The following is a 25,058-nucleotide window of genomic DNA, read 5'->3' as shown; positions in this document are numbered from 1 at the left end:
CCCACACCGGCCATGGAGCCTGTCATGAGCAACCGTCGTCACTTCCTCACCCAGCTGGCGGGCGCCGCCGGCCTTGGCGGCTTGGCTGCTCTGGGCCTGGCCGGGCTGCCGGGTCGCGTGGCTGCAGCAGGGCCAGGTGCGGGGACTTGGCGCATGCCGGACGAGCACGGCCCACAGGAACGCGTGTTCCTTGCCTTCGCCGCGCAGCCGAGGGTGTGGGGCGCGCAGGCCGATGCGGTGAACACCGCCGTGGCGCGGCTGGCCCGTACCATCGCCCGCCACCAGCCGGTCAGCGTGCTGTGCCGCCCGACGCAGTTGAAGCAGGCGCAGGATCGCTGTGGCCGCGACAACATCGAGTTCCTCGAGGTGCCGCTGGATGACATCTGGGTGCGCGATTACGGTGGTTGCTTCGTCACCAATGACAAGGGCGGCCTGGGCCTGGTCGACTTCAACTTCAACGGCTGGGGTGGCAAGCAGAGCGCGCGCAACGATGGCGCGGTGGCGCCGTGGCTGGCGCAGGTGACTGGCGCGACGCTGCTGGAAAGCGATCTGGTGGGCGAGGGCGGTGGCATCGAAGTCGATGGCCATGGTACGGCCATCCTCACCGAAAGCTGCTGGGTCAACCGCAACCGCAATCCGGACTGGTCGCGCGCGGATATCGAGGCCGAGCTGAAGCATCACCTGGGCCTGCGCAAGGTGATCTGGCTGCCCGGCATCGCCGGCAAGGACATCACCGATGCGCACGTGGACTTCTATGCGCGCTTCGTACGCCCGGGCGTGGTGATCGCCAATCTGGACAACGATCCGGAGTCCTACGATTACGACCTGACCCGCGAGCATCTGCGGATCCTGCGCGGGGCCACCGATGCCGATGGCCGTCGCCTGCAGGTGCATACGCTGCCGCCGCCGCTGGACGGGCGCGATAACGTGCATACCCGCGACAACGATGATCTTGCGATGGGCTACATCAACTACCTGCCGATCAACGGCGCGGTGGTCGCGCCGCAGTTCGGTGACGACGAAGCCGATGGATTCTGCCGCGAACTACTGGAAGACATGTATCCCGGCCGCGTGATCGAGCAGGTGGATATCGATGCCATCGCCGGTGGCGGTGGCGGCATCCATTGCGTGACCAAGAACATGCCGAAGGTGTAGTCCACTGTTGCGTTGACGCGCCGGAGGTCATGTCATGATGCTCCAGATACACATGCTCGGGGGAGCAGATGGATCTGGATACGGGTATATGGAGTGGATTGGTCGGCGGCAGTATCGCCACGATGATTGCACGGCGAGCTGCCGGTCGACTTCCCAGTCACTACCGCGGCCATAGTCTGGTCTACCTGCGACGCCGCCATCGCGCTTCCATCTGGAGTGCAAACGCGCTTTTCCTGCTCGGGTTGATCAGCGGCCTGTTGATCTGGCCGTTGGGTCACTACGCCAGTACGGATTCACTTCCATTGCTGCTGGCTACCGGCATGAGTTGCGGTCTGCCGCTGTTGGCGCTGCTGCTGATTCCCTGGATGACCCGCCGTCCGATCCGTGAGGCATGGGTGATCTTCGGCTATTCGCAGGGTGGGCCGGTGTGGTTGATCTACTCGATCCTGCTGGCAGGCGTCGCCTGTGGTGTGGTCGGAGTTTTGCGGCTGCCGGGCTGAGGCGGCAGCACCTGCATGGCGCGCACATCCAGCCCGCTCAGGCGTCGTCCTGCTTCAACGCCGCATCGGCAGCCAGCAGCGCCTCGGCGGCTGCACTGAGCGGCGGCGACGGCGGGGCGACCACGCCGATCGCTTCCATCATCTTCGGCATGCCCAGGAACTGCCGCGCGCGGCGGTCGTAGATGCCGGTGACCAGCAGCGCGCGCGTGGCGATCTTCTGCTCGGCCCCGATCAGCACGCGCTGCTCCATGATGCCGCGCGAGCCGACCCAGCCCACCAGCCGCGTTTCCAGGGTGAAGCGCTGGAACGGCTTCAGCTCGCGGCGGAACTGGATGGTGCCGGCGCCGACGATCGGTGCCCACTTCTCGCGCAGCGCCACCCGTCCCAGGCCCATGCGCAGGATCAGGTCCAGCCGGCCCAGGTCGAAGATGTTCCAGTAGCGGCCGTTGGTCATGTGCAGGTTGCTGTCCAGGTCATTGGGCAGTACCCGGAACTGCAGCCGCGAGACCCCGAATGGGGCCTCCAGCTTGGGCCGGAACAGGCTGCACAGCAGCAGATGGAGCAGGCGGAACCAGAGATTCATGGTTATGACGACTGTTATAGAATCGCCGGTACGCTAATCTATGACGACTGTCCTGGCAAGGAGCCTGCCGTGAGCCCGCGTACGTCTGATGCGCCACAACGCGTGATTGATGCTGCGGCACAGATGCTGGCGCGTGTGGGCCTCAATGCCACCAGCATCCGTGAGGTTACCAAGCTTGCCGAGGCGCCGCTGGGCTCCACCTATCACCACTTTCCCGGCGGCAAGCAGGAGCTGTTGGCGCGTGCCACCCATATGGCCGGCGACAAGGTCGAAGCGTTGCTGGTGGAGCTGCTGAAAGGTGGGGCGGTGCAGGGCCTGCAGCAGTTCCTGACGATGTGGCGCGAGCGCCTGCTGCGCTCCGGGTTCCGCGCCGGCTGCCCGGTGCTGGCCGCTGCGGTGGAGGAGCCGGTTGACGCGGTGCACAGCCAGCCGCGCGCGGCAGCTGCAGAGGTATTCGCGCGCTGGCAGGGCCATCTGGCCGCAGCGTTCGTCGCCGACGGACACGATCCGGCCGCCGCAGGTGGGCTGGCCAGTCTGGTGATTGCCAGCGTGGAAGGTGCGGTGGCGATGTGCCGCGCTCTGCAGGACATCGCCCCGTTCGACCAGGTGGCCGCGCAGTTGTTGAAGGCCGCCGCGCGGCCTTGATCCGGCGGCACGGTCGCGGGAGACTCGGCGCAGGCCCTGACTGGACGCCGCCATGGACGAATCGCACTGCCGCCACCTGATTGAGCACTACCTGCAGGCCTACAACCGCTTCGACATCGACGCCATGCTGGCGGTGCTGGCGCATAACGTGCGTTTCGAGAACCACAGCGGCAGCCAGCTGACGATGGTCACCGAAGGCATCGATGCCTTCGGCGAACTGGCACGGCAATCGGCGCCGTTGTTCCGCGAGCGCGAGCAGCGGTTGCTCGAGTTGACCTTCGAGGATGGCATGGCGCTGGCCAGCATCGGCTGGCGTGGCGTGTTCGCGCAGGACATTCCCGATGGTCCCAGTGCGGGCACGGAACTGGCCCTGCAGGGACGCAGCGAGTTCGCTTTTGAGGACGGTCGCATCGTGCGGATCATCGACCGCAGCTGAGGATCGATGGCATAGGTCCGCCGTCTGGACAGCGGACCTGCCCGCGGTAGAATCCGCCCATCACCACCTACGCGTGCCCGGCAAGGATGTCCGCATGCTGCATCAGGCTCTTGAGCCCCCATGCTCCACGAGCTGTAGCGGCGCATGTGGATGGCCGAGCCCAGTTTTTCGTTCCTGGCCTACCCTGCGCTATGATCCGCGCCAAGGCCAAGGTATGTGGCCGGCTGTCAACCACCACTGACGAGGAAGAGCGCATGGATGTCGCTGCACACCGCAACAGGACGTTGTTTCGTTGGACCATGATGGTGCTGCTGGCTGTGTTGTTGCCGTTTGCAGCACTGGCACAGCCTGCAGCCGGGCAGGCCGATGGCGCCGAAGCCGCCACCACCGCTACGGAAGAGGCGCAATGCCGCGCCTGCGCTTATGAGCGCATTGGGCCCAAGGTCGATATCGGCCTGGTGGCCCTGATTTCGCTGCTGGTGGTGGGCCTGCTGGTGGCGGTATCCCGCGAATGGGGCACCACCTCGCAACGATGGACCTGCCGCACGCTGGCCCTGTTGCTGGTGGGTGTCGGTGTGGCGTTGCTGTGGTGGGCTGGCAGCGTCGTCTACCTGGGCTACAACCCGTGGCAGGAAATGGCCGCCCCCGTCGATGGCTCGCTCACATCGACACTGCTCACTACCTCACCGAAGTGGCTGGCGGCGATGGTGCTGATCGGCTTCGCGCCTTCCATCTGGAAACGCAGCGAGCGCCTGCCGGCGTGGCGCATCAGCTGACATTGAAACGGCGGCGCTGGATCACACCCGGCGCCGCCCGCGGTCATCATTCAAAGCGCAAACGCACACCAGCGTAGATGCCACGGCCTTCGCCCGGCGTCGAGCGGGCGACATCCTTGCCGGCGTCGTCGTAGCCCGGCGTAACCGTGGCGGCATAGTGGCGGTTGCCGATGTTGCGCATCTCCGCCCAGGCCTGCCAGCGGCCACCGGGTGCGTCGTAGCCGATGCGGCTGCCGAAGATCACATGGCTGTCGGCCCAGTAGCTGTTGGCGTAGTCCACGGCGATGCGCGAGGCGTATTCGGAATTGAGCGCAGCGTACAGGCCGGACGCGTGATCGAAGCGCAGCTCGGCCTGGTAGCTGTGCAGTGGCAGGCCGGGCAGGCGGTTGCTGCCGAAACGCGCGTCGTGGCGATAGCGGAAATCGCTGAAGGTGTACGCCTGGCGCAGCGACAGGCGGCCCGGTGCAGCCTGCCACAGGGTGCTGTCCAACCCGGCTTCGATGCCGCGGTGAACGGTGGGGCTGGCGTTGTTCTCGGCGATGAACAGGTTCGGCACCGGTTGCAGCTCGACGCTCAGCAGTTCGTGGTTCACGTGTGCGTAGTAGCCGGTCAGTTCCCAGCGACCCAGCGCCGCGTCACCGCGCGCGCCCAGTTCCAGCGTGGTGGCGGTCTGGTTCTGCATCGGCACCGGCGCGCGCTGGCGGCCGGTAGACGGGCCATTGCCCGGCCCGAAGTACTGGTTCGAGCCCCAGATCATCGACCACGGGTGCGGTGCTTCCACCGAGCGGCTGAGGTTGCCGAACCACTGGGTCTGGGCGCTGTGCTGCCAGGTGAAGCCCAGTCGCGGCGCGTAGTCCCAGTCGTGGTCGCGCAGGCGGCCGCCGCTGCTCGGCCAAGTCACCTGCACATCGCGATGGGTATTGATCAGTGCCAGCCCGGTCTGCACGCGCAGGCGGTCGTTGAAGGCCAGGGTGTTGCTGACGTGCAGCGTGCTGTCGGTGCCGTGGTGGCGGAAATCACGCGTGCGCGTGCCGGCGGCATAGCCGTTGCTGGCAAAGCGCAGCGACTCGCGCACATCGGCGTCCAGATCATGGGTGACGCGCAGGCCGACCGTGGTTTCGCTGTCCAGGCCGAACAGCCGGTGGCGGTGGCGGTAGTCCAGCGTGGCGTTGAGGTTGGCGTAGTCCAGCTGCTGGCGGTACAGGCTCTCGTTCAAGTCCATCGGGTACTTGTGATAGACCAGCCCGGCCTGCAGCGAGGAATCCTCATCGATCTGCAGCGTGGTGACGTTGCCCACCCACGTGCTGCCCGGCTGCGGGCGGCGCGCGTCGATGGCCAGGTTGGCCGCATTCGCGGCACGTGGGTCGTTGCGGATCTGATCGCGGGTCAGGCGCCCGGGTGTTTCATGATTGGTTTCGCGGTAGCGCACGAAGAAGCGCGTCTGCAGGTCGGGCGTGATCTGCCAGCCGATGTTGGCCATCGCGCCCTTGCCGTCGCCGCGCGCATGGCGCTGATAGCCATCGAACTCGGTATCGGTGTAGGCCAGGAAGTAATCGACATCACCATTGACGCCGCCCCAGCTGATGCCGCGCTTCTGGTAGCCACGGCTACCGGCTTCGTAGTGCAGCTGTACGCCCGCCGAATCACGACCGCTGCGGCTGACGTAGTCGATGGCACCGCCCAGCGCCAGCGCGCCACGCTCGAAACCGTTGGCGCCGCGCAGTACTTCCACGCGGGACAGCCACAGCGGTTCCAGCAGCTCGTAGGGCGTGCCGCCCGGGCCGGTCAGTGGCAGGCCGTCGATCGACACCGCAATACCCGAGGCATGCGCGCCCGGGCCCCGGTTGATGCCTGAGCCACGGATCGAAATCTTGGTGCCTTCGTTGCCCGGCGACTGCGCGCTGATGCCCGGCTGGTAGGCCAGCACATCGGCACTGCTGGACAGCCGGCTGTCCGCCTTGGTCACGTCGATGACGTTGCTGGCGCCGGGTACGCGCTTCAGCGCCTCGCGCACCTGGGCGCTGGCATCGGCGGCGGTGACCCGCACCGCATCGAGGGTGGTGGCCTGCGGCGCAGCAGCGGCGGTGGTGGAGAGGCCAAGGGAAACGGCCAGGAACAACAGCGACGGGGTGGGGCGGTACGACGAGAACGACATGCGGAAATGCTGTAAACCACAAAAGTGGCGCGCAAGTTAACAGGTCGGCGGCGTCACGTCACCCATCGGCGGCGTGTGGCCGCCCGCGCTCCTTGCAGAGTCGAGCTTGCTCGACTGCTTTTCGCTTTCTGTAGAGTCGAGCCTTGCTCGACTGCCTCTGTGTCCCGCAGTCGAGCACGGCTCGACTCTACAGCGCCGGCTTCGCCAGCGCCTTGGCCTTTGCATACAGCCGATCGGCCGCCTCCTTCTCACCCAGCGCCGCTTGGCATTCCGCCAGGCTGTCCCACGCATTTGCCGAATCCGGATACAGCTCGGTGTTGAGAGCAAATACCTTTACTGCCTTGCGTGCCCCGAGGCTCTCGCGGATCGCGTAACCATCGGCATTGATCGCGCGTTCCAGTTCTCTGGCAGCAACCTTGTTGCTGTCGCGCAGCCAGCGATGCACAGCTTCGGCCGCGCCAGCGCTGTCATCCAGCGCATACGCGATCAGTCGCTCGGACAACACCGTATGTGGGAACTCCTCCGGCGCGGCCACCGCCATCGTGCTCTCGACCAGCGTGCTCGACCAGACATTGCGGGTGCTGCCGTTGGTCAGGTACACGAACACCCAGTAGCCGTTGGCCAGCGTGCCCTTGTAGGCCAGCCGCGCACGTACACGGGTGCCGCCATCGTGGCCGACCTGGGTGTAGCCGTCGCTGCGGGTGGTATCCCAACCGGTGGAGAAGAAATTGCTGCCACCGCCGGCCAGTTTCTGCGGCTGCCAGAGTTTTTCCAGGGTCGCCGTGCGCAGCAGCTTGCCGGTCGCCAGCGCCTGCAGGAAACGGTTCATGTCGCCCACGGTGGTCTGCAGGTCGGCGTGTCCCCAACCGTAGTTCGGCCAGGGGTCTTCATTGGCCGGCTGCAATGCGCCGTCTTTGCCGATGTACGGCACCGCCGCGCGCTGCGCCGGCACGCTGGTGATGCCCCACGAGGTACTGGTCATCTTCAATGGCAGCAGGATGCGTTCGCGCGCGATGGCCGGGTAGGGCTTGCGGTAGTGCGCTTCCAACAAGGCGGTCAGCACCAGGTAGTTGGCCTGGGTGTACTGCACGCGGGTACCGGTGGTGAACTGCATCGGTGCCGCAGCGGCGACGTTCAACGCAGTTGCAAGATCGGGGGCCACGCCGGGGTAGCCCTTGCTCACCCAGCGGTTGTCCATGCGTTCGTAGTACTCGCCGACACCCGAGCTGTGGTTGAGAAAATCGCGCACGTGAACGGTCTGCCATGCTGATGGCAGGTCCGGCACATAGCGGCTGGCTGGTGCATCCAGATCCACCTTGCCCTGGTCCACCAGCTGCATCACCAGCGTGCTGGTCAGCAGCTTGGCCATCGATTGCGCGGCGAAGATGGTATCGACAGTGGCAGGCACATGGGCAGCGGGATCGCGTTCGCCGCTGGCGCCCTGGTACAGCACCTGGCCGTTGTGGGCGACCAGTACCGCCTGGCCGGCAATGCCGTAGCGCTCGCGGTTGCTCTGCAGTTGGGCGTCGAGCTGTGAAGAGAGGCCGACGCGGAGGTCACGCGCGGAAGCGGGCGGAGCAGCGAACAGGGCGCAGAGCAATGCAGCAGCAAGGGTGCGGTACATCGCGGTGATCCGTCAGCGGTGATGGCGCATGTTGGTCAGCGGCGGGGGAGCGGGTCAAGGGCACCGATTCCCGCATCAGGGAGAGCCGGGCCGCCGCCGGCCCCACCCAACGCCGCCCGGAGTGGGGGGCGCCGGGCGGCCCCCCCCCCCCCATCCCCACTGCGTCTCCCGCGCCCCGGCCCCCCCCACCCCCCCCCGCGGCGGGGTGGCCCGCCCGCGGCCCGGCACCCCTGCGATCAGCCCAGGATTCCTGGCAGATCCAGCCCCTTTTCCTTCGCGCAGTCGATCGCGATTTCATAGCCTGCATCGGCATGGCGCATCACGCCTGTGGCCGGGTCGTTCCACAGCACGCGGCCAATCCGCTTGGCCGCGGCCTCGGTGCCGTCGCAGACGATCACCATGCCCGCGTGCTGCGAGAAGCCCATGCCGACGCCGCCGCCATGGTGCAGCGACACCCAGGTGGCGCCGCTGGCGGTGTTGAGCAGGGCGTTCAGCAGCGGCCAGTCGGACACGGCATCGGAACCGTCGGCCATCGCTTCGGTTTCGCGGTTCGGCGAGGCAACGCTGCCGCTGTCCAGGTGGTCGCGGCCGATCACCACCGGCGCCTTCAGCTCGCCGTTGGCCACCATCTCGTTGAAGGCCAGGCCGAGGCGATCGCGGTCACCCAGACCCACCCAGCAGATGCGCGCGGGCAGGCCCTGGAACTTGATCTTCTCGGCAGCCATGTCCAGCCAGCGGTGCAGGTGCGGGTTGTCCGGAATCAGTTCCTTCACCTTGGCATCGGTCTTGGCGATGTCTTCCGGATCGCCGCTCAGTGCGGCCCAGCGGAACGGGCCGATGCCGCGGCAGAACAGCGGGCGGATGTAGGCCGGCACGAAACCGGGGAAGTCGAAGGCATTGGCCACGCCTTCCTCCAGCGCCATCTGCCGCAGGTTGTTGCCGTAGTCCACGGTCGGCACGCCCAGTGCGTGGAAGCCGAGCATGGCGCGGATGTGGTTGGCCATCGACGCGCGCGCGGCCTTCTCCACGTCCTTCGGTGCACTCACACGCTTCTCATCCCACTGTTCGACGGTCCAGCCCTGTGGCAGGTAGCCGTTCACCGGGTCGTGCGCGGAGGTCTGGTCGGTCAGCAGGTCCGGCTTCACGCCGCGCTTGAGCAGTTCGGCCAGCACGTCGGCCACGTTGCCGAGCAGGCCCACCGACTTCGGCGTACCGGCCTTGCACGATTCATCGATCAGCCGCAGCGCTTCGTCCAGGTTGTCGGTCCAGGTATCCAGGTAGCCGGTGCGCAGGCGCATGTCGATGCTGCTCTTGCGGCACTCGACGGCCAGGCAGGACGCGCCGGCCATCACGGCAGCCAGCGGCTGCGCGCCACCCATGCCACCGAGGCCACCGGTGAACAGCCACTTGCCGGTCAGGTCGCCACCGAAATGCTGGCGGCCCATCTCCACGAAGGTCTCGTAGGTGCCCTGCACGATGCCCTGCGCACCGATGTAGATCCAGCTGCCGGCGGTCATCTGGCCATACATGGCCAGGCCCTTCTTATCCAGCTCGTTGAAGTGGTCCCAGTTGGCCCAGCGCGGCACCAGGTTGGAATTGGCGATCAGCACGCGCGGCGCATCGGCATGGGTGCGGAACACGCCCACCGGCTTGCCCGACTGCACCAGCAGAGTCTGGTCGTCGTCCAGGCGCTTGAGCGTCTCGACGATGGCATCGAAGCTCTCCCAGTCGCGCGCGGCGCGGCCGATGCCGCCGTACACCACCAGTTCCTGCGGGCGCTCGGCCACGTCCGGGTGCAGGTTGTTCATCAGCATGCGCAGCGGCGCTTCGGTCAGCCAGCTCTTGGCGTTGAGCGTGGTGCCTGTCGGCGCGGCAATGGTGCGGGTCGGGTCGTTGCGGGTCATGCGGCGCTCCGGTTCGTAGCGAATTCAAGGCAGGCGTTGAGCACCTGCGCCAAGGTGTGGCGCAGCGGTGCGGCGTGATCGGGGTCGAGCGGGGTGGGCCAGCTGTGTTCGTCCACCTGGTCCGGCAGGGGTTCGTGCATGTAGCCGCGGCAGGCAAGTTCCATCTGCAGGCTGTGCACGCCACCGGCGATGTTGCTGTAGTGGCGGGTGATCCAGCCGCCCTTGAAGCGGCCGTTGCGTACCTGGCTCATGCCGCTGATCTTCAGCAAGTTCTCCACCACATCGCTCAAGGCGTTGTCGCAGGACGTGTCCGGTGCGCCGGACGGGCCGGCGGTGCCGAGGTTGAACTGCGGCAGCTCGCCTTCGAACAGGTGCGGGATATGTGAGCGGATCGAGTGTGCGTCATACACCACGACAGTGCCGAACCTCGCACGCAGGCGCGTGATCTGTGCGGCCAGCGCATCGTGGTAAGGCAGGAAATACGTGTCGCGGCGACGGGCGATTTCCGCGTCATCCGGTTCGCGCCCGGCGTGGTACAGCGGCTGGTTGTCGAAGGTGGTCAGCGGACACAGGCCGGTGGTGTTCTGGCCGGGGTACAGCGACACGCCGCTGGGATCGCGGTTGAGGTCGATCACCGAGCGCGAGATCGCCGAGCGCACCGTGGTCGCGCCCATGCCGCGCACGAAGTCGTACAGTTCGTGCACCCACCAGTCGGCGTCGCGACGGGCCAGCCACGGCGAGTGGTAGTCGCCGATCAGGTCGTGCGGCAGCTCGCTGCCGGTATGCGGGAAGCTGACGATCAGCGGGGCATCGCCTTCGTGCACCGTCAGCCATTCGGGATGGACATTCATGCCTGCGGTTCCACAGTCGGCAGCAGCTCCGCCAAACCCTGCGCCAGCGCGCCACTGCGCACCAGGTTCGTGGCGGTCACCATGTCCGGATGGAAGTAGCGGTCTTCTTCCAGCGTCGGCACCTGCGCGCGCAGGGTGGCGCGCACGGCTTCCAGCGCGGTGCTGGAGCGCAGCGGCGCGTGGAAGTCGCAGCCCTGCGCAGCGGCCAGCAGCTCGATGCCGATCACGTTGGCGGCATTTTCGGTCATCTGCATCAGGCGGCGCGCACCGTGCGCGGCCATCGACACATGGTCTTCCTGGTTGGCCGAGGTCGGAATCGAATCGACACTGGCCGGGTAGGCGCGCTGCTTGTTTTCCGAGACCAGCGCGGCGGCGGTCACCTGCGGAATCATGAAGCCGGAATTCAGGCCCGGGCGCGGGGTCAGGAACGCCGGCAGGCCAGACAGCGCCGGGTCGACCAGCATCGCCAGGCGGCGCTCGCTGATCGAACCGATCTCGCACACCGCCATCGCCAGCATGTCGGCGGCGAAGGCGACCGGCTCGGCGTGGAAGTTGCCGCCGGACAGTGCTTCGCCGGTGTCGGTGAACACCAGCGGATTGTCGGACACGCCGTTGGCTTCGATTTCCAGCGTGGTTGCGGCCTGGCGCAGGATGTCCAGCGCTGCGCCCATCACCTGCGGCTGGCAGCGCAGGCAGTACGGGTCCTGCACGCGCACGTCGTTGTCGCGGTGCGATTCGCGGATGTCCGAGCCCTGCATCAGCGTGCGCAGCGTGGCCGCAGTGGCGATTTGTCCGCGCTGGCCGCGGATGGCATGGATGCGCGGGTCGAACGGCGTGTCGGAACCCTTGGCCGCTTCCACCGACAGCGCGCCGGTGACCAGCGCGGCCTGGAACACGGTCTCGATCTCGAACAGGCCGGCCAACGCATAGGCGGTGGAGAACTGGGTGCCGTTGAGCAGGGCCAGGCCTTCCTTCGCGCCCAGCTCGATCGGTTGCAGGCCGGCACGTGCCAGCGCATCGACCGCCGGCAGGCGCTCGTCACCGATGAAGGCTTCACCCACGCCCAGCATCACGCTGGCCAGGTGCGAGAGCGGTGCCAGGTCACCCGAGGCACCCACCGAGCCCTGTGCGGGCACCACCGGCAGCACGCCCTTGACCAGCATCGCTTCGAGCAGCAGCAGGGTCTCCTCGCGGATGCCCGAGGCACCCTGCGCCAGGCTGACCAGCTTCAGCGCCATCATCAGACGCACCACGCTGGCCGGCATCGGCTCGCCCACACCGGCCGCATGCGAAAGCACGATGTTCCGCTGCAGGGTAGCCAGGTCTTCGCGCTCGATGCGCACGCTGGCCAACTTGCCGAAGCCGGTGTTGATGCCATACACCGGCGCGCCCTTGGCGACGATGGCGGCGACGGCCGCCGCACTGGCGCGCACCACCGGCAGCGCGGCCGGGTCCAGTGCAAGCGGCGCACCGCGATAGGCCTGCCGCCACTGGGCGAGGGTGACATGGCCGGGGCGAAGAACCAGGGTGTTGCTCATGTGTTGCTCCAGGAGGCAGGCAGGTCGGGCTGTCCGCGCACCACGCGCGCGTGCAGCGGGTTGAATCCAATGCGATAGACCAGGTCGGCGGGGGCGTCGATGTCCCAGATCGCCAGATCGCAGTCCATGCCCACGGCCAGGCGGCCGATGCGGTCGCCATGGCCCAGAGCGCGCGCTGCTTCACGGGTGAAGCCGGCGATGCACTCGTCCACGGTCAGGCGGAACAGGGTGGCGCCCATGTTCATCGCCAGCAGTGGGCTGGTCAGCGGCGAGGTGCCCGGGTTGCTGTCGGTGGCCAGCGCCAGCGGCACGCCGGCCGCACGCAGCGCCGCGATCGGCGGCAGGGTGGTATCGCGGGTGAAATAGAAGGCACCGGGCAGCAGCACGGCGATGGTGCCGGCCGCCGCCATCGCGGCAATGCCGGCATCGTCCAGGTGTTCGATATGGTCGGCCGAGAGGGCACCGAAGCTGGCGGCCAGTTCGGCGCCATGCTGGTTGCTCAGCTGCTCGGCGTGGATCTTCACCGCCAGCCCGTTGGCGCGCGCTGCTTCGAAGACCTGCCGCGCCTGCGCCGGCGAGAAGGCGATGTTCTCGCAGAACACATCCACCGCTTCGGCCAGGCCTTCGGCGGCGATGGCCGGGATCATCACGTTGCACACCTCGTCGGTGTATTCCTGTGCTTCGCGGCCCGGCGGAATCGCGTGCGCGCCGAGGAAGGTGGTCACCACGTTGACCCGGCATTCCTCGCCCAGCGCGCGCGCCACCTGCAGCTGCTTGCGTTCGTCGGGCAGGGTCAGGCCGTAGCCGGACTTGATCTCGAGGGTGGTCACGCCCTCGGCGCGCATTGCCAGCAGGCGCGGCCGGCTTTCGCTGGCCAGCTGTTCCGGTGTGGCGGCGCGGGTGGCGCGCACGGTGGAGACGATGCCGCCGCCGGCACGGGCGATGTCAGCATAGCTGACGCCCTGCAGGCGCTGCTCGAATTCGTTGGCGCGGTTGCCGGCGTAGACCAGGTGGGTGTGGCAGTCGATCAGGCCGGGCGAAATCCAGCGGCCTTCACCGTCGATGCGGGTGGTCGGCTGCAGGTGGGCATCGCTGCCGGCCGCGCCGACATGGACGATGCGGCCGTTGGCGCAGGCCAGTACGCCATCGCGGATGACACCCAGCCCCTCGCCATCGAGGGTGATCAGGTGAACGTTGGACCAGAGGGTATCGACGTGCATGGCATCCACAACGCGGCTGTGCTTATATGTCTATACAATATAGGCGTCCATTTCGGGTTGTCCAGCCATGTCCGATTCGCGTTCCCCGCACTGTTTCCATGCCACCCACGCCCTGCTGGCCGAGGGCTGGGCCCGCGGTGTGCGCCTGCAGGTGCAGGACGGCCGCATCACGGCCATCCGCACGGGGCAGGATGCGCAGCCGGGCGATACCCGCGTCGGCATCCTGGTGCCGGGCCTGCCCAACCTGCACAGCCATGCGTTCCAGCGCGGCATGGCCGGGCTGACCGAGATCGGCGGCGGCGACGGTGACAGCTTCTGGAGCTGGCGCGAGCTGATGTATCGCTTCCTGGCCCATCTGCGCCCGGAGGCGGTGCAGGCCATCGCCGCCCAGGCCTACATGGAAATGCTGGAAAGCGGCTTCACCCGCGTCGGTGAATTCCACTACCTGCACCACGATGCTGACGGCCGGCCGTATGCCAACCGTGCCGAGATGAGCGCGCGGATTGCGGCGGCGGCCGACCAGACCGGCATCGGCCTGACCCTGCTGCCGGTGTTCTATGCGCATGCCGATTTCGGCGGAGCGGCACCGAACCCCGCGCAGCGACGCCTGATCCACGACGTGGACGGCTTCGCGCAGCTGCTGGACGCCGCGAAGCCGTCTTTGGCCGCGCTGCCCGATGCGGTGCTCGGCATTGCCCCGCACAGCCTGCGTGCAGTCACCGGCGAGGAATTGAGTGCTTTGCTGCCGCTTACCGACGGCCCGGTGCACATCCACATCGCCGAACAGGTGCGCGAGGTGGAGGCCTGCCTGGCCTGGAGCGGCCAGCGCCCGGTGCAGTGGCTGTACGACCATGCGCCGGTGGATGCGCGCTGGTGCCTGGTGCATGCCACCCACATCACCGACGATGAGCGCGCCGCCATCGTGGCCAGCCAGGCGGTGGCCGGCCTGTGCCCGATCACCGAAGCCAACCTTGGCGACGGCCTGTTCCCGATGCAGGCGTTCGCGCGCGAGGGTGGGCGCTTCGGTGTCGGCTCCGATTCCAATGTGCTGATCGACGCGGCCGAAGAACTGCGCCTGCTCGAGTACGGTCAGCGCCTGACCCTGCGCGGGCGCAACGTACTGGCCCCGGATGCCACCCGCAGCAGCGGTCGCTTCCTGTACGAAGGTGCATTGCAGGGCGGTGCACAGGCGCTGGGCGTGGCCGCTGGCCTGCAGGTCGGCGCCAGCGCCGATCTGGTCGAGCTGGATGCCGCACACCCCGCGCTACAGGCGCGGCAGGACGACGCATGGCTTGACAGCTGGGTGTTCGCCGCACGTAATGGCGCGCTGCGATCGGTCTGGCGCCATGGCCGCCAGTGCGTGGCCGACGGCCGCCACCTGCAGCGCGAGGCGATCACCAGCGCCTTCGCTGCCGCCCTGCGCGGCGTGCTGGGCTGATCGCATCCCGCCACCGAGATCCCATCACGTGAAGGCCAGCAAGTCCGCCACGCTCAACCAGCGTATCCGCAGCGATCTGGAAAGCCGCATCCTCAGCGGAGAGTGGGCGCCGGGCTTCCGTATTCCGTACGAGCACGAGCTGATGGAGCAGTACGGCTGCTCACGGATGACGGTGAACAAGGTGCTGACCGCGCTGGCCGAGAGCGGCATGATCGAGCGTCGCCGCCGCGCTGGTTCGTTCGTGGCGCGGCAGCCCCCGCACCTGGAGCAGGTGGCGCTGGAGATTCCCGATATCGCGATGGAAGTGGGTTCGCGTGGCCATCAGTACGCGTATCGCCTGCTGCAGCGCGACCTGCGCCTTGCAGATGCCGGCAATGCCGGTGAAGTCGAGCTGGCCGGCAGCGAAATGCTGCTGGCGATGCGCTGCCTGCACCTGGCCGACGGCCGCCCGCTGGCGCTGGAGCATCGTCTGATCAGCCCGGTGGGCGTGCCCGAGGTGCTGGAGGTCGACTTCAGTACCACCGCGCCGGGCAGCTGGCTGCTGCAGAACGTGTCGTGGACCCGCGCCCAGCACCGCATCAGCGCCTGGGGCGCGGACACCGCCACGGCCAAGCTGCTGGACGTGAAGCCCGGCACCGCTTGTCTGGTGATCGAGCGCCTGACCTGGCGCGGCGAACAGCCGATCACCCGTGTGCGGCAGGTGTTCCTCGGCGATGCCTGGGATCTGGTGGCGCGCTTCGCGCCTGGGGCAAGGTAGGGGCGGCCCCGCTCGGGACACGCTGTCGCCTTGAACTCTGTCGGGGCGTGTGTACGATGTGTATCGTCCCCGCATGAAGAGCAGGGACCTCATCCGGGATCTGGAGGCGGCAGGTTGGACCTGTCGCCGGATTCGCGGATCCCATCATGTATTCGTGCACCCGCAGCACCCTCACATCATCACCGTGCCTCACCCTAGGAAGGATCTGGGGAAAGGCTGGTGCAGGCGTTGCGGAAGCTCGCAGGACTGACGTAGGAGGGCCCATGCGATATCCAGTCTTGATCGAGGCAGGCGATGAGCGCACCGCGTGGGGTGTGGTCGTTCCGGATCTGCCGGGGTGCTTCTCGGCGGCCGACACGCTTGAGGAGGCGCTCAGCGCTGCCGAGGAGGCTGCGCTCGCCTGGATTGATGCGGCCCTGGATGACGGGCGCTCGATTCCGACACCTTCCGCGCCACAGAAAATCGCCGCCGAGGCATCCAAGGACATCCGTTGGATTCTTGCGTACATCTGCATTGATCCGGCCCTGCTGGACGACACCATCGAGCGGGTCAATATCAGCCTGCCACGCCGGATCCTGGCGAGGCTGGATGCGCAGGCCAGGGCGGCAGGTGAATCGCGCTCCAGTTACATCGCCCATCTCGCAGCATTGGGCTGAGCAGGCGCCATGTAGAGCCGAGCCATGCTCGGCTGCTGTTGGCGCGATGCGCGATGAGTCGAGCGTGGCTCGACTCTACAAGGGCACCCACGCATCTACGGACATCCCAATCAATACGTTGCGCACTGCCGCCAGCGCACCGGCTCATCCACGCCGGGGCGGGCGTTGAGCTGGATGCGCACGTTGCGCAGGGCGGGGTAGTGCAGGACTTCCTCGCAGACCCGCGGCCACACCGCGTCCAGCTCGCCGGTACGGTTGATCGCCAGCGTCTGCCGGGTCAGCCAGACACCGCTGGCGATGCCGGGTTTGCCGGCCAAGGCACGGGACAGATCGGCCTGGAAGCGCTCCAGCGTGGCGGCATCCGGGTTGGGATTGCTGCGCGCATCGGTTGAGGGCGTGGCCGGCGCAGGCAGCGTGGTCGGCGGCGTGGTGGCGGGGGCCGGCGCCGGTTCGGGCGCCGCTTCAACCGCAGGCGCAACCGGCGCGGGGACGACCGCCACCTCGGCAACGGGCGGGGCGTCCTGCACATGCAGCCCTTGCAGGCTCAATCCCACCAGCAGGCCCAGCGTCACCGCGGCGAGCGTGGCTATAGCAATGCGGCGCAGGGCTTCATGGCGGGCGCTGGCGCGCACACGGGTTTCGATTTCCGCCGGTAGATAGGGCTGCAGCAACGGCCACAGGCGCGGGCCGTCCAGCACCTCAACCGCCTGCTTTTCGGCGGCGCTGCGGCCGTCGCGTTCCATCCGGCCTTCGGTCAGCAGCACGCCGCCCTTGGCGCCGGCCAGGCGCGCGGCCGCGCCCAGTTCGTTCACCGCGGCGGTGCCGATGCGATAGGCCAAGCCGTGCTTGCACGAGACCAGCCAGCTGTTGGGGCCGTCGCTGAGCAGGAAATCGCTGCTGGGCTCACGGGATTCCTCGCCCGGGTCATCCAGTTCGCGCAGGCCGCGCTGCTCGCGCAGCATGCGCTTGACCAGTACCGAGAACTCGCGCCAGTGCATGCCCGCCAGGGCCTGCAGGCCGAGTTGCATCTCCTTTTGCCGCCGCTTGATCCACCACAGATAGACAACAGCCAGGGAACAGGTAAGCAGGGCCGACAGCAGGGCCAGGATCCAAGGGAGCATGCAGGAGGTGCGCGGAAGGGGCGAATGCGAAGGCGACAGTGTAAAGGTCGCGCCGTGCCGCTGAGTCAGGAGGTTCCTGACAGGAAGCGTGATGGAGCACGCAATTCGGAATACCGCAGGCACGAAAAACCCGCCAATCCTGAAGCCGTGAGGGGAGGGAACAAACGGCAGCCGAAGCGATTGGCGGGTTGCTCGCGATTGTCAATCAAAATTTATTGCATTGCAACAATGGTCGGTCAGGGCACGCTGCCTGGCGACTGATGGCTGCCCGGTGCAGGTGCATCAGTGCCCGACGCGTCGCGATTCTCCAGCTTGGCCAGGCGTGCCTGCAGTGCGTCGATGCGCGCCTCCAGCGCAGTCACCTCGTCGGCGGTGGGCACGTGCAGGCGCTTGAGTACGCCCTGCACCTGGTCGTCGAACGCTTTTTCGACCTTGTTCCAGGTACCGGAAGCCTTCTCGCGGGCCTCGTCCAGCGACGTTTCAACGTTGTCGCGCCACCCCGGGCCCTGTTCGCTGTTGCGTTCACGGCGGCGGGCTTCCCAGGCTTCACCTTCCTTCACCAGGCCGTCGAAGAATCGGCTGCCTTCGGCCTGTGCACGGCCAAGAGCGCCCAGGCCGGCCAACCAGACCTGCTGCGCCGAGTCACTCAGCTTGCGCGAGAAGCGCTCGGCCTGGTCACCGAAAGTGGCGTCGTCGTTGCGGCGGTCGTCGTTCTCGTAGTGGTTCATCGCACTTCCCGTGGGAGTTGGGCCTGCCCCGAGAGTAGCGCGCGTTGGCGTTGCACGGCCGTGATGGCCGCCGCCGGGGTTCAGCCCAGCTTTTCCTTCAGAACGCGCTGGATCTCGCCTTCGACCATGCCCTTCATCGCCGACAGCAGGAAGCCCAGCTTGGCCGTGACGCGCACGGCGCCCGGCTGCAGTTCGATCGCACCGTCCACGCCGCTGCCGGAGAAATTCAGTACGTCGGCAGTCCAGGACGACTTCAGGCCGAAGCGCTCGGACAGCTTGGCGGCGACCTGTTCGATCGCGGCGCGCGCCTGTGCATCGGGCAGGGCGTGGGCGTGGCGGACATCGATGGTGGACATGCAGGCTCCTGGCGCAAAGCGGGGATGATTAATGAGGGCGAGCATTGTGCGCATCGAGGGCCTTCGCGCCAAGCACTCATCGTGGGTTCTTCTTCGTTGGCGACCAACCTGCTAGGCTGCGCCGCGTGCAGAACCTGCTTGTTCACTTCAGCCAACAACAACAGCCCGACCAGCCGCTGCGGCCCGGGGTGCAACGCATCGTGCGCCAGGCCAATGGCAGTGTGAGGCTCGGCGACGCCGGCCACGGAGCCCTGCTGCTGGCACAGTTCTGCGTGGATGATCGCGGCCTCTGGCTGCAGGTCGGCAACGGTATCCGCGGCATTCATGTGAACGGTCGCCCGGTGCGGCGCATGGCGCTGCTGCGTGCGGGCGATGCGGTGTATGTGGACGGCGTGGAAATGGTCCTGCAGGGCGAGGTGGAGAGCCTGCTGCAGGCCCCCGCACCGAACAGCGGTGACGGCACCAATGAGCAGCAGCGCCTGCTGCGCGGTGTCGGTGGCCTGCACCATGGCCGCAGCTTCACGCTGTCGCGGTCCCGCCTGATCGGCCGCGGTGGCGACGCTGACATCGAGATCAATGAACCGGCCTTCGCCGAACAGCACGCCCGCGTGGAAGTGCACGGCGAGCGCGTGCTGTTGCGTGACCTGGGCAGTGCCGATGGCACACGGGTCAATGGCGTGGCCGTGCGCCACTGCTGGCTGCAGGCCGGCGACCAGGTGGTGTTCGATGGCCAGCACCGGTTCGTGCTGGAAGTGCCGCATGACCCGCGCCGGCGCCCGCTGCCGGATGAAGACGAGTCCAGCCAGGACGCCGAGCAGGCGCCGGTGATGCCGGCCGCGCCGCGCAAGGTCCGGCGCTGGCCGTGGCTGCTGGTGAGTGCGCTGCTGCTGGCGGCGGTGCTCAGCCTGCTGCTCTGGTTCGGCGCGCGCTGATCTGAACCGGCCGTATCCGCTCTGGTAGGTGCCGACCTTGGTCGGCACGCTCCTTCGGCGGGGATGACGCCTGACGGCGTACGCCGACCAAGGTCGGCGACTACCGGGGCATTGCTCCTGGTCTGAGTCCGCTGGATCCGCTGTGGTAGGTGCCGAACTCGGTCGGCACGCTCCTTCGGCGGGCATGACGCCTGACGGCGTACGCCGACCAAGGTCGGCGACTACCGGGGCAATGCTGCTGGCCAATGGATTCCAATGAAACCAAATTTCCCTTGCCGCACAAGGCCGCAAGGCTGGTGCACTGCGGCATACTAGGGATCTTGCCCCACAGGTGTGACATGACGCGCGCGTTCAACTTCAGTGCCGGCCCTGCAACCTTGCCGGAATCGGTCCTGCGCCAGGCGCAGGCGGAAATGCTGGACTGGCACGGTACCGGTGCCTCGATCGTGGAAATGAGCCATCGCGGTGCGGAGTTCATGTCCGTGGCCGCCGAGGCCGAGGCCGACCTGCGTCGCCTGCTCGATATCCCCGAAGACTATGCGGTGCTGTTCCTGTCCGGTGGCGCCACCACCCAGCAGGCGCTGATCCCGCTCAACTTCGCCGCCCCGGGCCAGCGTGCCGATTACGTGGTCAGTGGCCACTGGGGCAAGACGGCGGTCAAGCAGGCCGGTGTCTACGTCGACGTCAACATCGCCGCCAGCAGCGAGGCCGATGGTTACCGCACGCTGCCGCCGCGCGCCGACTGGCAGCTGTCGCCCGATGCCGCCTACGTGCACATCACCGCCAACGAAACCATCCACGGCGTCGAGTTCCGTGATGTGCCCGACACCGGCGGCGTCCCGCTGATCGCCGACTTCAGCTCGTCCATCGCCAGCGAACCGCTGGATGTGCGCCGTTATGGCGTGATCTACGCCGGCGCGCAGAAGAACCTGGGCCCGGTCGGCATCGCGGTGATGATCATCCGCCGCGATCTGCTCGAGCGCAGCGGCCAGCCGCGCGCGGACATCTTCGACTACCGCTCGCATGTCGCCCGCGATTCGATGCTCAACACCCCGCCGACCTGGAACTGGCACCTGGCCGGCCTGGTGTTCAAGTGGATGCTGGCCGAAGGTGGCGTGGCCGAGTTCGCCAAGCGCAATGCCGCCAAGGCCGCGCTGGTATACGGCGCCATCGATGGTTCCGGGGGCTTCTACCGCAACGAGGTCGCACACCCGGCACGCTCGCGGATGAACATCCCGTTCTTCCTGCCCAATGCCGAGCTTGATGCCCGTTTCGTCGCCGAAGCGAAGGCCGCCGGCCTGCTGGCGCTGAAGGGGCACAAGGTGGTCGGGGGCATCCGCGCCTCGCTGTACAACGCCATGCCGCTGGCCGGGGCCGAGGCGCTGGTCGCCTTCATGGCCGATTTCCAGCAGCGTCACGGTTGAGCAATGAACGGCGCGCACCGTCGGGTGCGTGCCCCGCAACAAGGAACTCCGATGGCAAGCAGCAAATCCAGCAAGAAGGCGCCGAAGAAGGCCGAACCGGCCAAGGACAGCGCGCCCACCAAGGCGAAGGGCAAGGCCAAGGCCGCGTCGAACCCGGCACCCACCCTGGCGCCGCTGGCGCTGGCCGATGTGCGCTCGAAGATCGACCAGATCGACCGCGACATCCAGAGCCTGATCGCCGAGCGCGCGCGCTTCGCCCACCAGGTCGGCAAGGCCAAGGGCAAGCTTGCCGCCGCCGTCGACTACTACCGCCCCGAGCGCGAAGCGCAGGTGCTGCGCATGGTGGTGGACCGTAACGAAGGCCCGCTCAGCGATGAGCTGCTGGTGCACGTCTACCGCGAGATCATGTCGGCCTGCCTGGCCCAGCAGGAGCCACTGAAGATCGGCTACCTCGGCCCGGAAGGCACCTTCAGCCAGCAGGCCGTGCTCAAGCACTTCGGCCGCTCGGCGCTGGGCCTGCCGATGGCCAGCATCGAAGAAGTGTTCCAGGAAGTGGAAGCGGGCAACGCCGATTTCGGCGTGGTGCCAGTGGAGAATTCGGGGCAGGGCACCATCCAGATCACCCTGGACATGTTCCTGACCTCCAACCTGAAGATTTGTGGCGAAGTGGAACTGCGCGTGCAGCAGTACCTGATGTCGCGCAGCGGCCGCATCGAGGACATCGAGCGCATCTATGCGCACCCGCAGTCGTTCATGCAGACCTCGGCCTGGCTGCGCGCCAACCTGCCGAAGGCCGAGAAAATTCCGGTGTCGAGCAATGCCGAAGGTGCGCGCCGTGCGCGCAACGCCGATGACGCGGCGGCCATCGGTGGCGAGAGTGCCGGCCACGTGTACGGCCTGAAGAAGGTGGTCACCAAGCCGATCCAGAACGACGCCGACAACACCACCCGCTTCCTGGTGGTGGGTCGCAACATCTTCCCGACCTCCGGCCACGACCGCACGTCGGTGCTGGTGTTCATCCATGACAAGCCCGGTGCGCTGTTCGACGTGCTCAGCCCGTTCGCCCGCCACGGCATCAGCATGAACCGCATCGAGTCGCGTCCGTCGCACCACGGCAAGTGGGAATACGGCTTCTTCATCGACCTGGCCGGCCACATCGACGACGCGCCGATGCAGGCCGCGCTGGCCGAACTGGAAGCGCACTCGGCGCAGATCAAGGTGCTCGGCTCCTATCCGGTGGCCGTGCCCTGAGTGCTGCTGCGGTGGCTGCGGCTGCCGCCCCCTGATGCATCGCCGGTGCTGCCGGCGTTTACGGAATGATCGAACGATGAGCAACGCGCAACACTGGATTGCCCGCAAGGGCCAGCCGCTGCAGGGCAGCCTGACCATTCCCGGAGACAAGTCGGTCTCGCACCGCTCGGTGATGTTCGCCGCGCTGGCCGATGGCACCTCGCATATCGAGGGTTTCCTGGAAGGCGAGGACACCCGCGCCACTGCGCGCATCTTCAGCCAGCTGGGCGTGCGCATCGAAACCCCCAGCCCGTCGCAGCGCATCGTGCACGGCGTCGGTATCGACGGCCTGAAGGCGCCGGATGCGCCGCTGGACTGCGGCAACGCGGGCACCGGCATGCGCCTGTTGGCCGGTCTGCTGGCGGGCCAGGCATTCGACTGCACGCTGATCGGCGATGAGTCGCTGTCCGGCCGCCCGATGCGCCGCGTGACCGGCCCGCTGTCGCAGATGGGCGCGAAGATCGACACCCAGGAAGACGGGACGCCGCCGCTGCACGTGCATGGCGGGCAATCGCTGCACGGCATCGACTTCGCCTCGCCGGTGGCCAGCGCGCAGATCAAGTCGGCGGTGCTGCTGGCCGGCCTGTACGCGCAGGGCGAAACCCAGGTGACCGAACCGCATCCGACCCGTGACTACACCGAGCGCATGCTGTCCGCGTTCGGCGTGGACATCGAATTCTCGCCCGGCAAGGCACGCCTGCGTGGTGGCCAGCGCCTGCGCGCTACTGACATCGTGGTGCCGGCGGACTTCTCTTCGGCTGCGTTCTATCTGGTGGCTGCCAGCATCATTCCGGGCTCCGAGCTGCGCCTGAAGCAGGTCGGCCTGAACCCGCGCCGCACTGGCCTGCTGCACGCGCTGCGCCTGATGGGGGCGGACATCACCGAAGAAAATCCGGCCGAGCAGGGCGGTGAGCCGGTGGCGGATCTGGTGGTGCGCTACGCTCAGTTGAAGGGCGCACGCATTCCGGAAGCACTGGTGCCGGACATGATTGACGAGTTCCCGGCGCTGTTCGTGGCCGCTGCGGCCGCCGAAGGCCAGACCGTGGTGAGCGGTGCCGCCGAACTGCGGGTGAAGGAATCCGACCGCCTTGCCGCGATGGCCACCGGCCTGCGCGCGCTGGGCATGCAGGTGGATGAAACCGAAGACGGCGCCACCCTGCACGGCGGCGTGCGCCTGGGCAGTGGCACCATCGAAAGCCACGGTGACCATCGCATCGCCATGGCCTTCGCCATCGCCGGCCAGATCAGTGACGGCGAAGTGCGCATCAACGATATCGCCAACGTCGCCACCTCCTTCCCGGACTTCGATGGCCTGGCGCGCAGCGCCGGGTTCAATCTGGCCTGAAAGGCCACGCCCGGCGGATGACGTAACCCGGTGGGTGCCAACCTTGGTTGGCACGCTCACATCACCCGGTAGGTGCCGACCTTGGTCGGCACGCTCACATCACCCGGTAGGTGCCGACCTTGGTCGGCACGCCTTTCCGCATAAAAAGACGGAGGCCGAAGCCTCCGTCGAAACATCACGAACCCCTCGTCCGCGATCAACGCTGCTCGGTACGGAAATCCACCGGGACCCGCACCACGCTTGCTACTGCGCGGCCGTCATGCACCGCAGGCTGGAACTTCCAGTTCTGCACGGTGTTCAGCACCGCACGGTCCAGGTCGCGGCTGCGCTCGCCGCTGCGCGAAACGATCGCAGCGTTGGCGACATTGCCACGGGTATCAACATTCAGGCTGGCGATCACGCTGCCCTGCACGCCACTGCGCAGTGCAGCAGCGGGGTAGGTGGGCATGCGGTTGCTGGCCAGCGGGCGTGCTTCGCGATTACGTATCGCCGGTGCGGCCTTGCGCTGGCTGGAGGCAGGGGCAGCCTGGCGCGTTGCAGGTGTTGCTGCATCAGTCACCGCAGCTTGCTCAGGGGCGGGCAACATGCGCTCACCAACCGGTGCCGGCGCCACATCCTCCTGGTTGGAATGGCGCAGCCACAGCAGGGCGGCCGCAAACATCGCCACGATCAGCGCGATCCACATCCAGGGCGACGTGGGCTTGTGCTGCACGCTGGAATCCTGCTGCAGCTGCGGCGAATGAAGGTCTTCATGGGTGGTGGCGGTCATCGCAAACTCCTTCCGTCAACTGACGACGTGGGAAGTGTTGCCCGAGCCACGGACGGGAAGTGTCAGCGCTGCGTCAACGCCACCGGAAGGGTTCAGTTTGCCTGCCGGAAAGCGTTCAGTTACTGCGTCTTGAAGTCGAACGGCACTTCAATGCTGCCGGGCACGGCCTGGCCGTTGCTCTGTGCCGGGGTGAATCGCCAGCGCCGCACGGCGTCGGTGGCGGCACGGTCGAGGTCGCGTGAACCACTGCGCTGGATCACCGTGGCGTTGTTGGGATAGCCGGTGGCATCCACATCCACGCGTACCACCACGGTGCCGGTTTCGCCGGCGCGCAGGGCGGCGGCGGGGTACGACGGCGGCGGCGACTGGCCGGCAATCGGCATCGGCTGGCTGTTGCTGGTCGCAGCCGGCGCAGCGCCCGGGGCGGCCGGGGCCGGCTCGGCGATCGGGGCGGGTGGCGGCGGAGCGGTTTCGACCAGCTTCGGGGCTTCTTCCTCCACCGGTGCCGGCTTGGCGTCAGGCATGTCGCTGGAACCGGCCGCAGCGGCCAAGGGTTCCGGCAGGGGCTCGACCTGGGCGGTTTCCTGCGGGGTCTGTGCGGCCGGGTCGGCGCGGAAGAACTCCTTGTCACGGCCGGTCAGCCAGACCAGCACGAACAGCAGCACGCCCACGCCGAAGGCGATGCCGGCGATCTTCAGGGCGTTGCGCGGGATATGCACAGTGAACGACTTGGCGGACGACGAGCGGGGTGCAGACATGGACCGGACCAGTACGGAATAGCCCGATTCTGCCACGCCGGGAATGAACCGGGCGGCAGAAATCCGTATAACAAGCGATAATCCCATCCCTGATACC

25 protein-coding genes are annotated in these 25,058 nt (G+C 67.3%); 13 read left to right on the top strand and 12 right to left on the bottom strand.

Annotated elements, in window-relative coordinates; translation table 11 throughout:
- Window positions 1-24: 24 nt before the first annotated feature.
- Together ABE423_RS02250 and ABE423_RS02245 are read left to right on the top strand one after the other, a co-directional pair.
- Window positions 25-1,155, top strand: coding sequence for an agmatine deiminase family protein (locus tag ABE423_RS02250; protein ID WP_346484836.1), 1,131 nt, complete (start codon window positions 25-27; stop codon window positions 1,153-1,155).
- A 68-nt stretch (window positions 1,156-1,223) separates the two neighbouring features.
- Window positions 1,224-1,655, top strand: a complete 432-nt coding sequence (locus ABE423_RS02245) for a hypothetical protein (protein ID WP_180837537.1) — start codon at window positions 1,224-1,226, stop codon at window positions 1,653-1,655.
- 37 nt (window positions 1,656-1,692) lie between these two features.
- On the opposite strand, the gene ABE423_RS02240 is transcribed toward ABE423_RS02245, so the two are convergent.
- Window positions 1,693-2,238 carry a thioesterase family protein gene (locus ABE423_RS02240; protein WP_012511531.1) on the bottom strand — a complete coding sequence of 182 codons (546 nt, stop codon included), beginning with the start codon at window positions 2,236-2,238 and terminating at the stop codon, window positions 1,693-1,695.
- A 69-nt stretch (window positions 2,239-2,307) separates the two neighbouring features.
- On the opposite strand from ABE423_RS02240, the gene ABE423_RS02235 reads away from it, so the two are divergent.
- From ABE423_RS02235 to ABE423_RS02225, 3 genes are all read left to right on the top strand, one after another.
- Window positions 2,308-2,883, top strand: a complete 576-nt coding sequence (locus ABE423_RS02235) for a TetR/AcrR family transcriptional regulator (RefSeq protein ID WP_346484834.1) — start codon at window positions 2,308-2,310, stop codon at window positions 2,881-2,883.
- Window positions 2,884-2,935: 52 nt separating this feature from the next.
- A complete protein-coding gene (locus ABE423_RS02230) occupies window positions 2,936-3,319 on the top strand; it encodes a nuclear transport factor 2 family protein (protein WP_032127707.1) in 384 nt (127 codons plus the stop codon).
- Between the two features lie 254 nt (window positions 3,320-3,573).
- Window positions 3,574-4,095 carry a hypothetical protein gene (locus ABE423_RS02225; RefSeq protein ID WP_346484832.1) on the top strand — a complete coding sequence of 174 codons (522 nt, stop codon included), beginning with the start codon at window positions 3,574-3,576 and terminating at the stop codon, window positions 4,093-4,095.
- 46 nt (window positions 4,096-4,141) lie between these two features.
- On the opposite strand, the gene ABE423_RS02220 is transcribed toward ABE423_RS02225, so the two are convergent.
- From ABE423_RS02220 to hutI, 6 genes are all read right to left on the bottom strand, one after another.
- A complete protein-coding gene (locus tag ABE423_RS02220; RefSeq protein WP_346484830.1) occupies window positions 4,142-6,250 on the bottom strand; it encodes a TonB-dependent receptor in 2,109 nt (702 codons plus the stop codon).
- 187 nt (window positions 6,251-6,437) lie between these two features.
- Window positions 6,438-7,874 (bottom strand): serine hydrolase domain-containing protein, encoded by a 1,437-nt coding sequence (locus tag ABE423_RS02215; protein WP_346484828.1) that lies wholly within the window; start codon window positions 7,872-7,874, stop codon window positions 6,438-6,440.
- Between the two features lie 236 nt (window positions 7,875-8,110).
- Entirely contained in the window at window positions 8,111-9,778 is a 1,668-nt protein-coding gene (gene hutU, locus ABE423_RS02210; protein WP_180837941.1) for a urocanate hydratase, read from the bottom strand.
- Window positions 9,775-10,629, bottom strand: coding sequence for an N-formylglutamate deformylase (hutG, locus tag ABE423_RS02205; RefSeq protein ID WP_197615094.1), 855 nt, complete (start codon window positions 10,627-10,629; stop codon window positions 9,775-9,777). Before hutG ends, hutU begins: the two co-directional genes overlap by 4 nt.
- Window positions 10,626-12,167: a histidine ammonia-lyase gene (gene hutH, locus ABE423_RS02200; RefSeq protein ID WP_346484825.1), complete on the bottom strand. Its 1,542-nt coding sequence runs from the start codon at window positions 12,165-12,167 to the stop codon at window positions 10,626-10,628. The genes hutG and hutH overlap by 4 nt, the downstream gene beginning before the upstream one ends.
- The gene (hutI, locus tag ABE423_RS02195) at window positions 12,164-13,387 is read right to left on the bottom strand and encodes an imidazolonepropionase (protein ID WP_346484823.1); all 1,224 of its coding nucleotides are present in this window, start codon (window positions 13,385-13,387) and stop codon (window positions 12,164-12,166) included. The genes hutH and hutI overlap by 4 nt, the downstream gene beginning before the upstream one ends.
- A 67-nt stretch (window positions 13,388-13,454) precedes the next feature.
- On the opposite strand from hutI, the gene ABE423_RS02190 reads away from it, so the two are divergent.
- From ABE423_RS02190 to ABE423_RS02175, 4 genes are all read left to right on the top strand, one after another.
- The gene (locus ABE423_RS02190) at window positions 13,455-14,825 is read left to right on the top strand and encodes a formimidoylglutamate deiminase (protein ID WP_346484821.1); all 1,371 of its coding nucleotides are present in this window, start codon (window positions 13,455-13,457) and stop codon (window positions 14,823-14,825) included.
- Window positions 14,826-14,853: 28 nt separating this feature from the next.
- Window positions 14,854-15,582, top strand: coding sequence for a histidine utilization repressor (gene hutC, locus ABE423_RS02185; protein WP_049422110.1), 729 nt, complete (start codon window positions 14,854-14,856; stop codon window positions 15,580-15,582).
- A gap of 73 nt (window positions 15,583-15,655) precedes the next feature.
- Window positions 15,656-15,832: a type II toxin-antitoxin system HicA family toxin gene (locus ABE423_RS02180; RefSeq protein WP_223224646.1), complete on the top strand. Its 177-nt coding sequence runs from the start codon at window positions 15,656-15,658 to the stop codon at window positions 15,830-15,832.
- Between the two features lie 13 nt (window positions 15,833-15,845).
- Complete coding sequence (locus ABE423_RS02175) at window positions 15,846-16,238, top strand: type II toxin-antitoxin system HicB family antitoxin (RefSeq protein WP_049399649.1); 393 nt, start codon at window positions 15,846-15,848, stop codon at window positions 16,236-16,238.
- 110 nt (window positions 16,239-16,348) lie between these two features.
- Here the strand turns inward: ABE423_RS02175 and ABE423_RS02170 are convergent, their stop codons facing one another.
- The 3 genes from ABE423_RS02170 to ABE423_RS02160 all read right to left on the bottom strand — a co-directional run bounded on the left by ABE423_RS02170 (window position 16,349) and on the right by ABE423_RS02160 (window position 18,443).
- Window positions 16,349-17,359 carry a restriction endonuclease gene (locus ABE423_RS02170; RefSeq protein WP_329913643.1) on the bottom strand — a complete coding sequence of 337 codons (1,011 nt, stop codon included), beginning with the start codon at window positions 17,357-17,359 and terminating at the stop codon, window positions 16,349-16,351.
- Window positions 17,360-17,595: 236 nt separating this feature from the next.
- Window positions 17,596-18,087, bottom strand: coding sequence for a phasin family protein (locus ABE423_RS02165; protein WP_346484817.1), 492 nt, complete (start codon window positions 18,085-18,087; stop codon window positions 17,596-17,598).
- Between the two features lie 80 nt (window positions 18,088-18,167).
- Window positions 18,168-18,443 carry a polyhydroxyalkanoic acid system family protein gene (locus ABE423_RS02160; protein ID WP_005417302.1) on the bottom strand — a complete coding sequence of 92 codons (276 nt, stop codon included), beginning with the start codon at window positions 18,441-18,443 and terminating at the stop codon, window positions 18,168-18,170.
- Between the two features lie 125 nt (window positions 18,444-18,568).
- Here ABE423_RS02160 and ABE423_RS02155 point away from each other — a divergent pair, with 125 nt between their 5' ends.
- The 4 genes from ABE423_RS02155 to aroA all read left to right on the top strand — a co-directional run bounded on the left by ABE423_RS02155 (window position 18,569) and on the right by aroA (window position 23,434).
- Window positions 18,569-19,375 (top strand): FHA domain-containing protein, encoded by an 807-nt coding sequence (locus ABE423_RS02155; protein WP_253144295.1) that lies wholly within the window; start codon window positions 18,569-18,571, stop codon window positions 19,373-19,375.
- A gap of 338 nt (window positions 19,376-19,713) precedes the next feature.
- Complete coding sequence (gene serC / locus ABE423_RS02150) at window positions 19,714-20,799, top strand: 3-phosphoserine/phosphohydroxythreonine transaminase (protein WP_346484815.1); 1,086 nt, start codon at window positions 19,714-19,716, stop codon at window positions 20,797-20,799.
- A 51-nt stretch (window positions 20,800-20,850) separates the two neighbouring features.
- On the top strand, window positions 20,851-22,050 hold the full coding sequence (pheA, locus tag ABE423_RS02145) for a prephenate dehydratase (protein WP_014037689.1): 1,200 nt from the start codon (window positions 20,851-20,853) through the stop codon (window positions 22,048-22,050).
- Window positions 22,051-22,126: 76 nt separating this feature from the next.
- A complete protein-coding gene (gene aroA, locus ABE423_RS02140; protein WP_346484813.1) occupies window positions 22,127-23,434 on the top strand; it encodes a 3-phosphoshikimate 1-carboxyvinyltransferase in 1,308 nt (435 codons plus the stop codon).
- A 196-nt stretch (window positions 23,435-23,630) separates the two neighbouring features.
- On the opposite strand, the gene ABE423_RS02135 is transcribed toward aroA, so the two are convergent.
- Both ABE423_RS02135 and ABE423_RS02130 read right to left on the bottom strand, forming a co-directional pair.
- A complete protein-coding gene (locus tag ABE423_RS02135; RefSeq protein WP_201116710.1) occupies window positions 23,631-24,203 on the bottom strand; it encodes an energy transducer TonB in 573 nt (190 codons plus the stop codon).
- A gap of 119 nt (window positions 24,204-24,322) precedes the next feature.
- Entirely contained in the window at window positions 24,323-24,961 is a 639-nt protein-coding gene (locus ABE423_RS02130; RefSeq protein WP_049399657.1) for an energy transducer TonB, read from the bottom strand.
- Window positions 24,962-25,058: the final 97 nt, after the last annotated feature.

The sequence above is a fragment of the Stenotrophomonas sp. TWI1409 genome, from assembly GCF_039673015.1.
GTDB classification, from domain to species: domain Bacteria; phylum Pseudomonadota; class Gammaproteobacteria; order Xanthomonadales; family Xanthomonadaceae; genus Stenotrophomonas; species Stenotrophomonas maltophilia_A.
The sequence above is the reverse complement of the archived record's forward strand: the minus strand, read 5'-3'. Positions and strand labels throughout refer to the sequence as shown.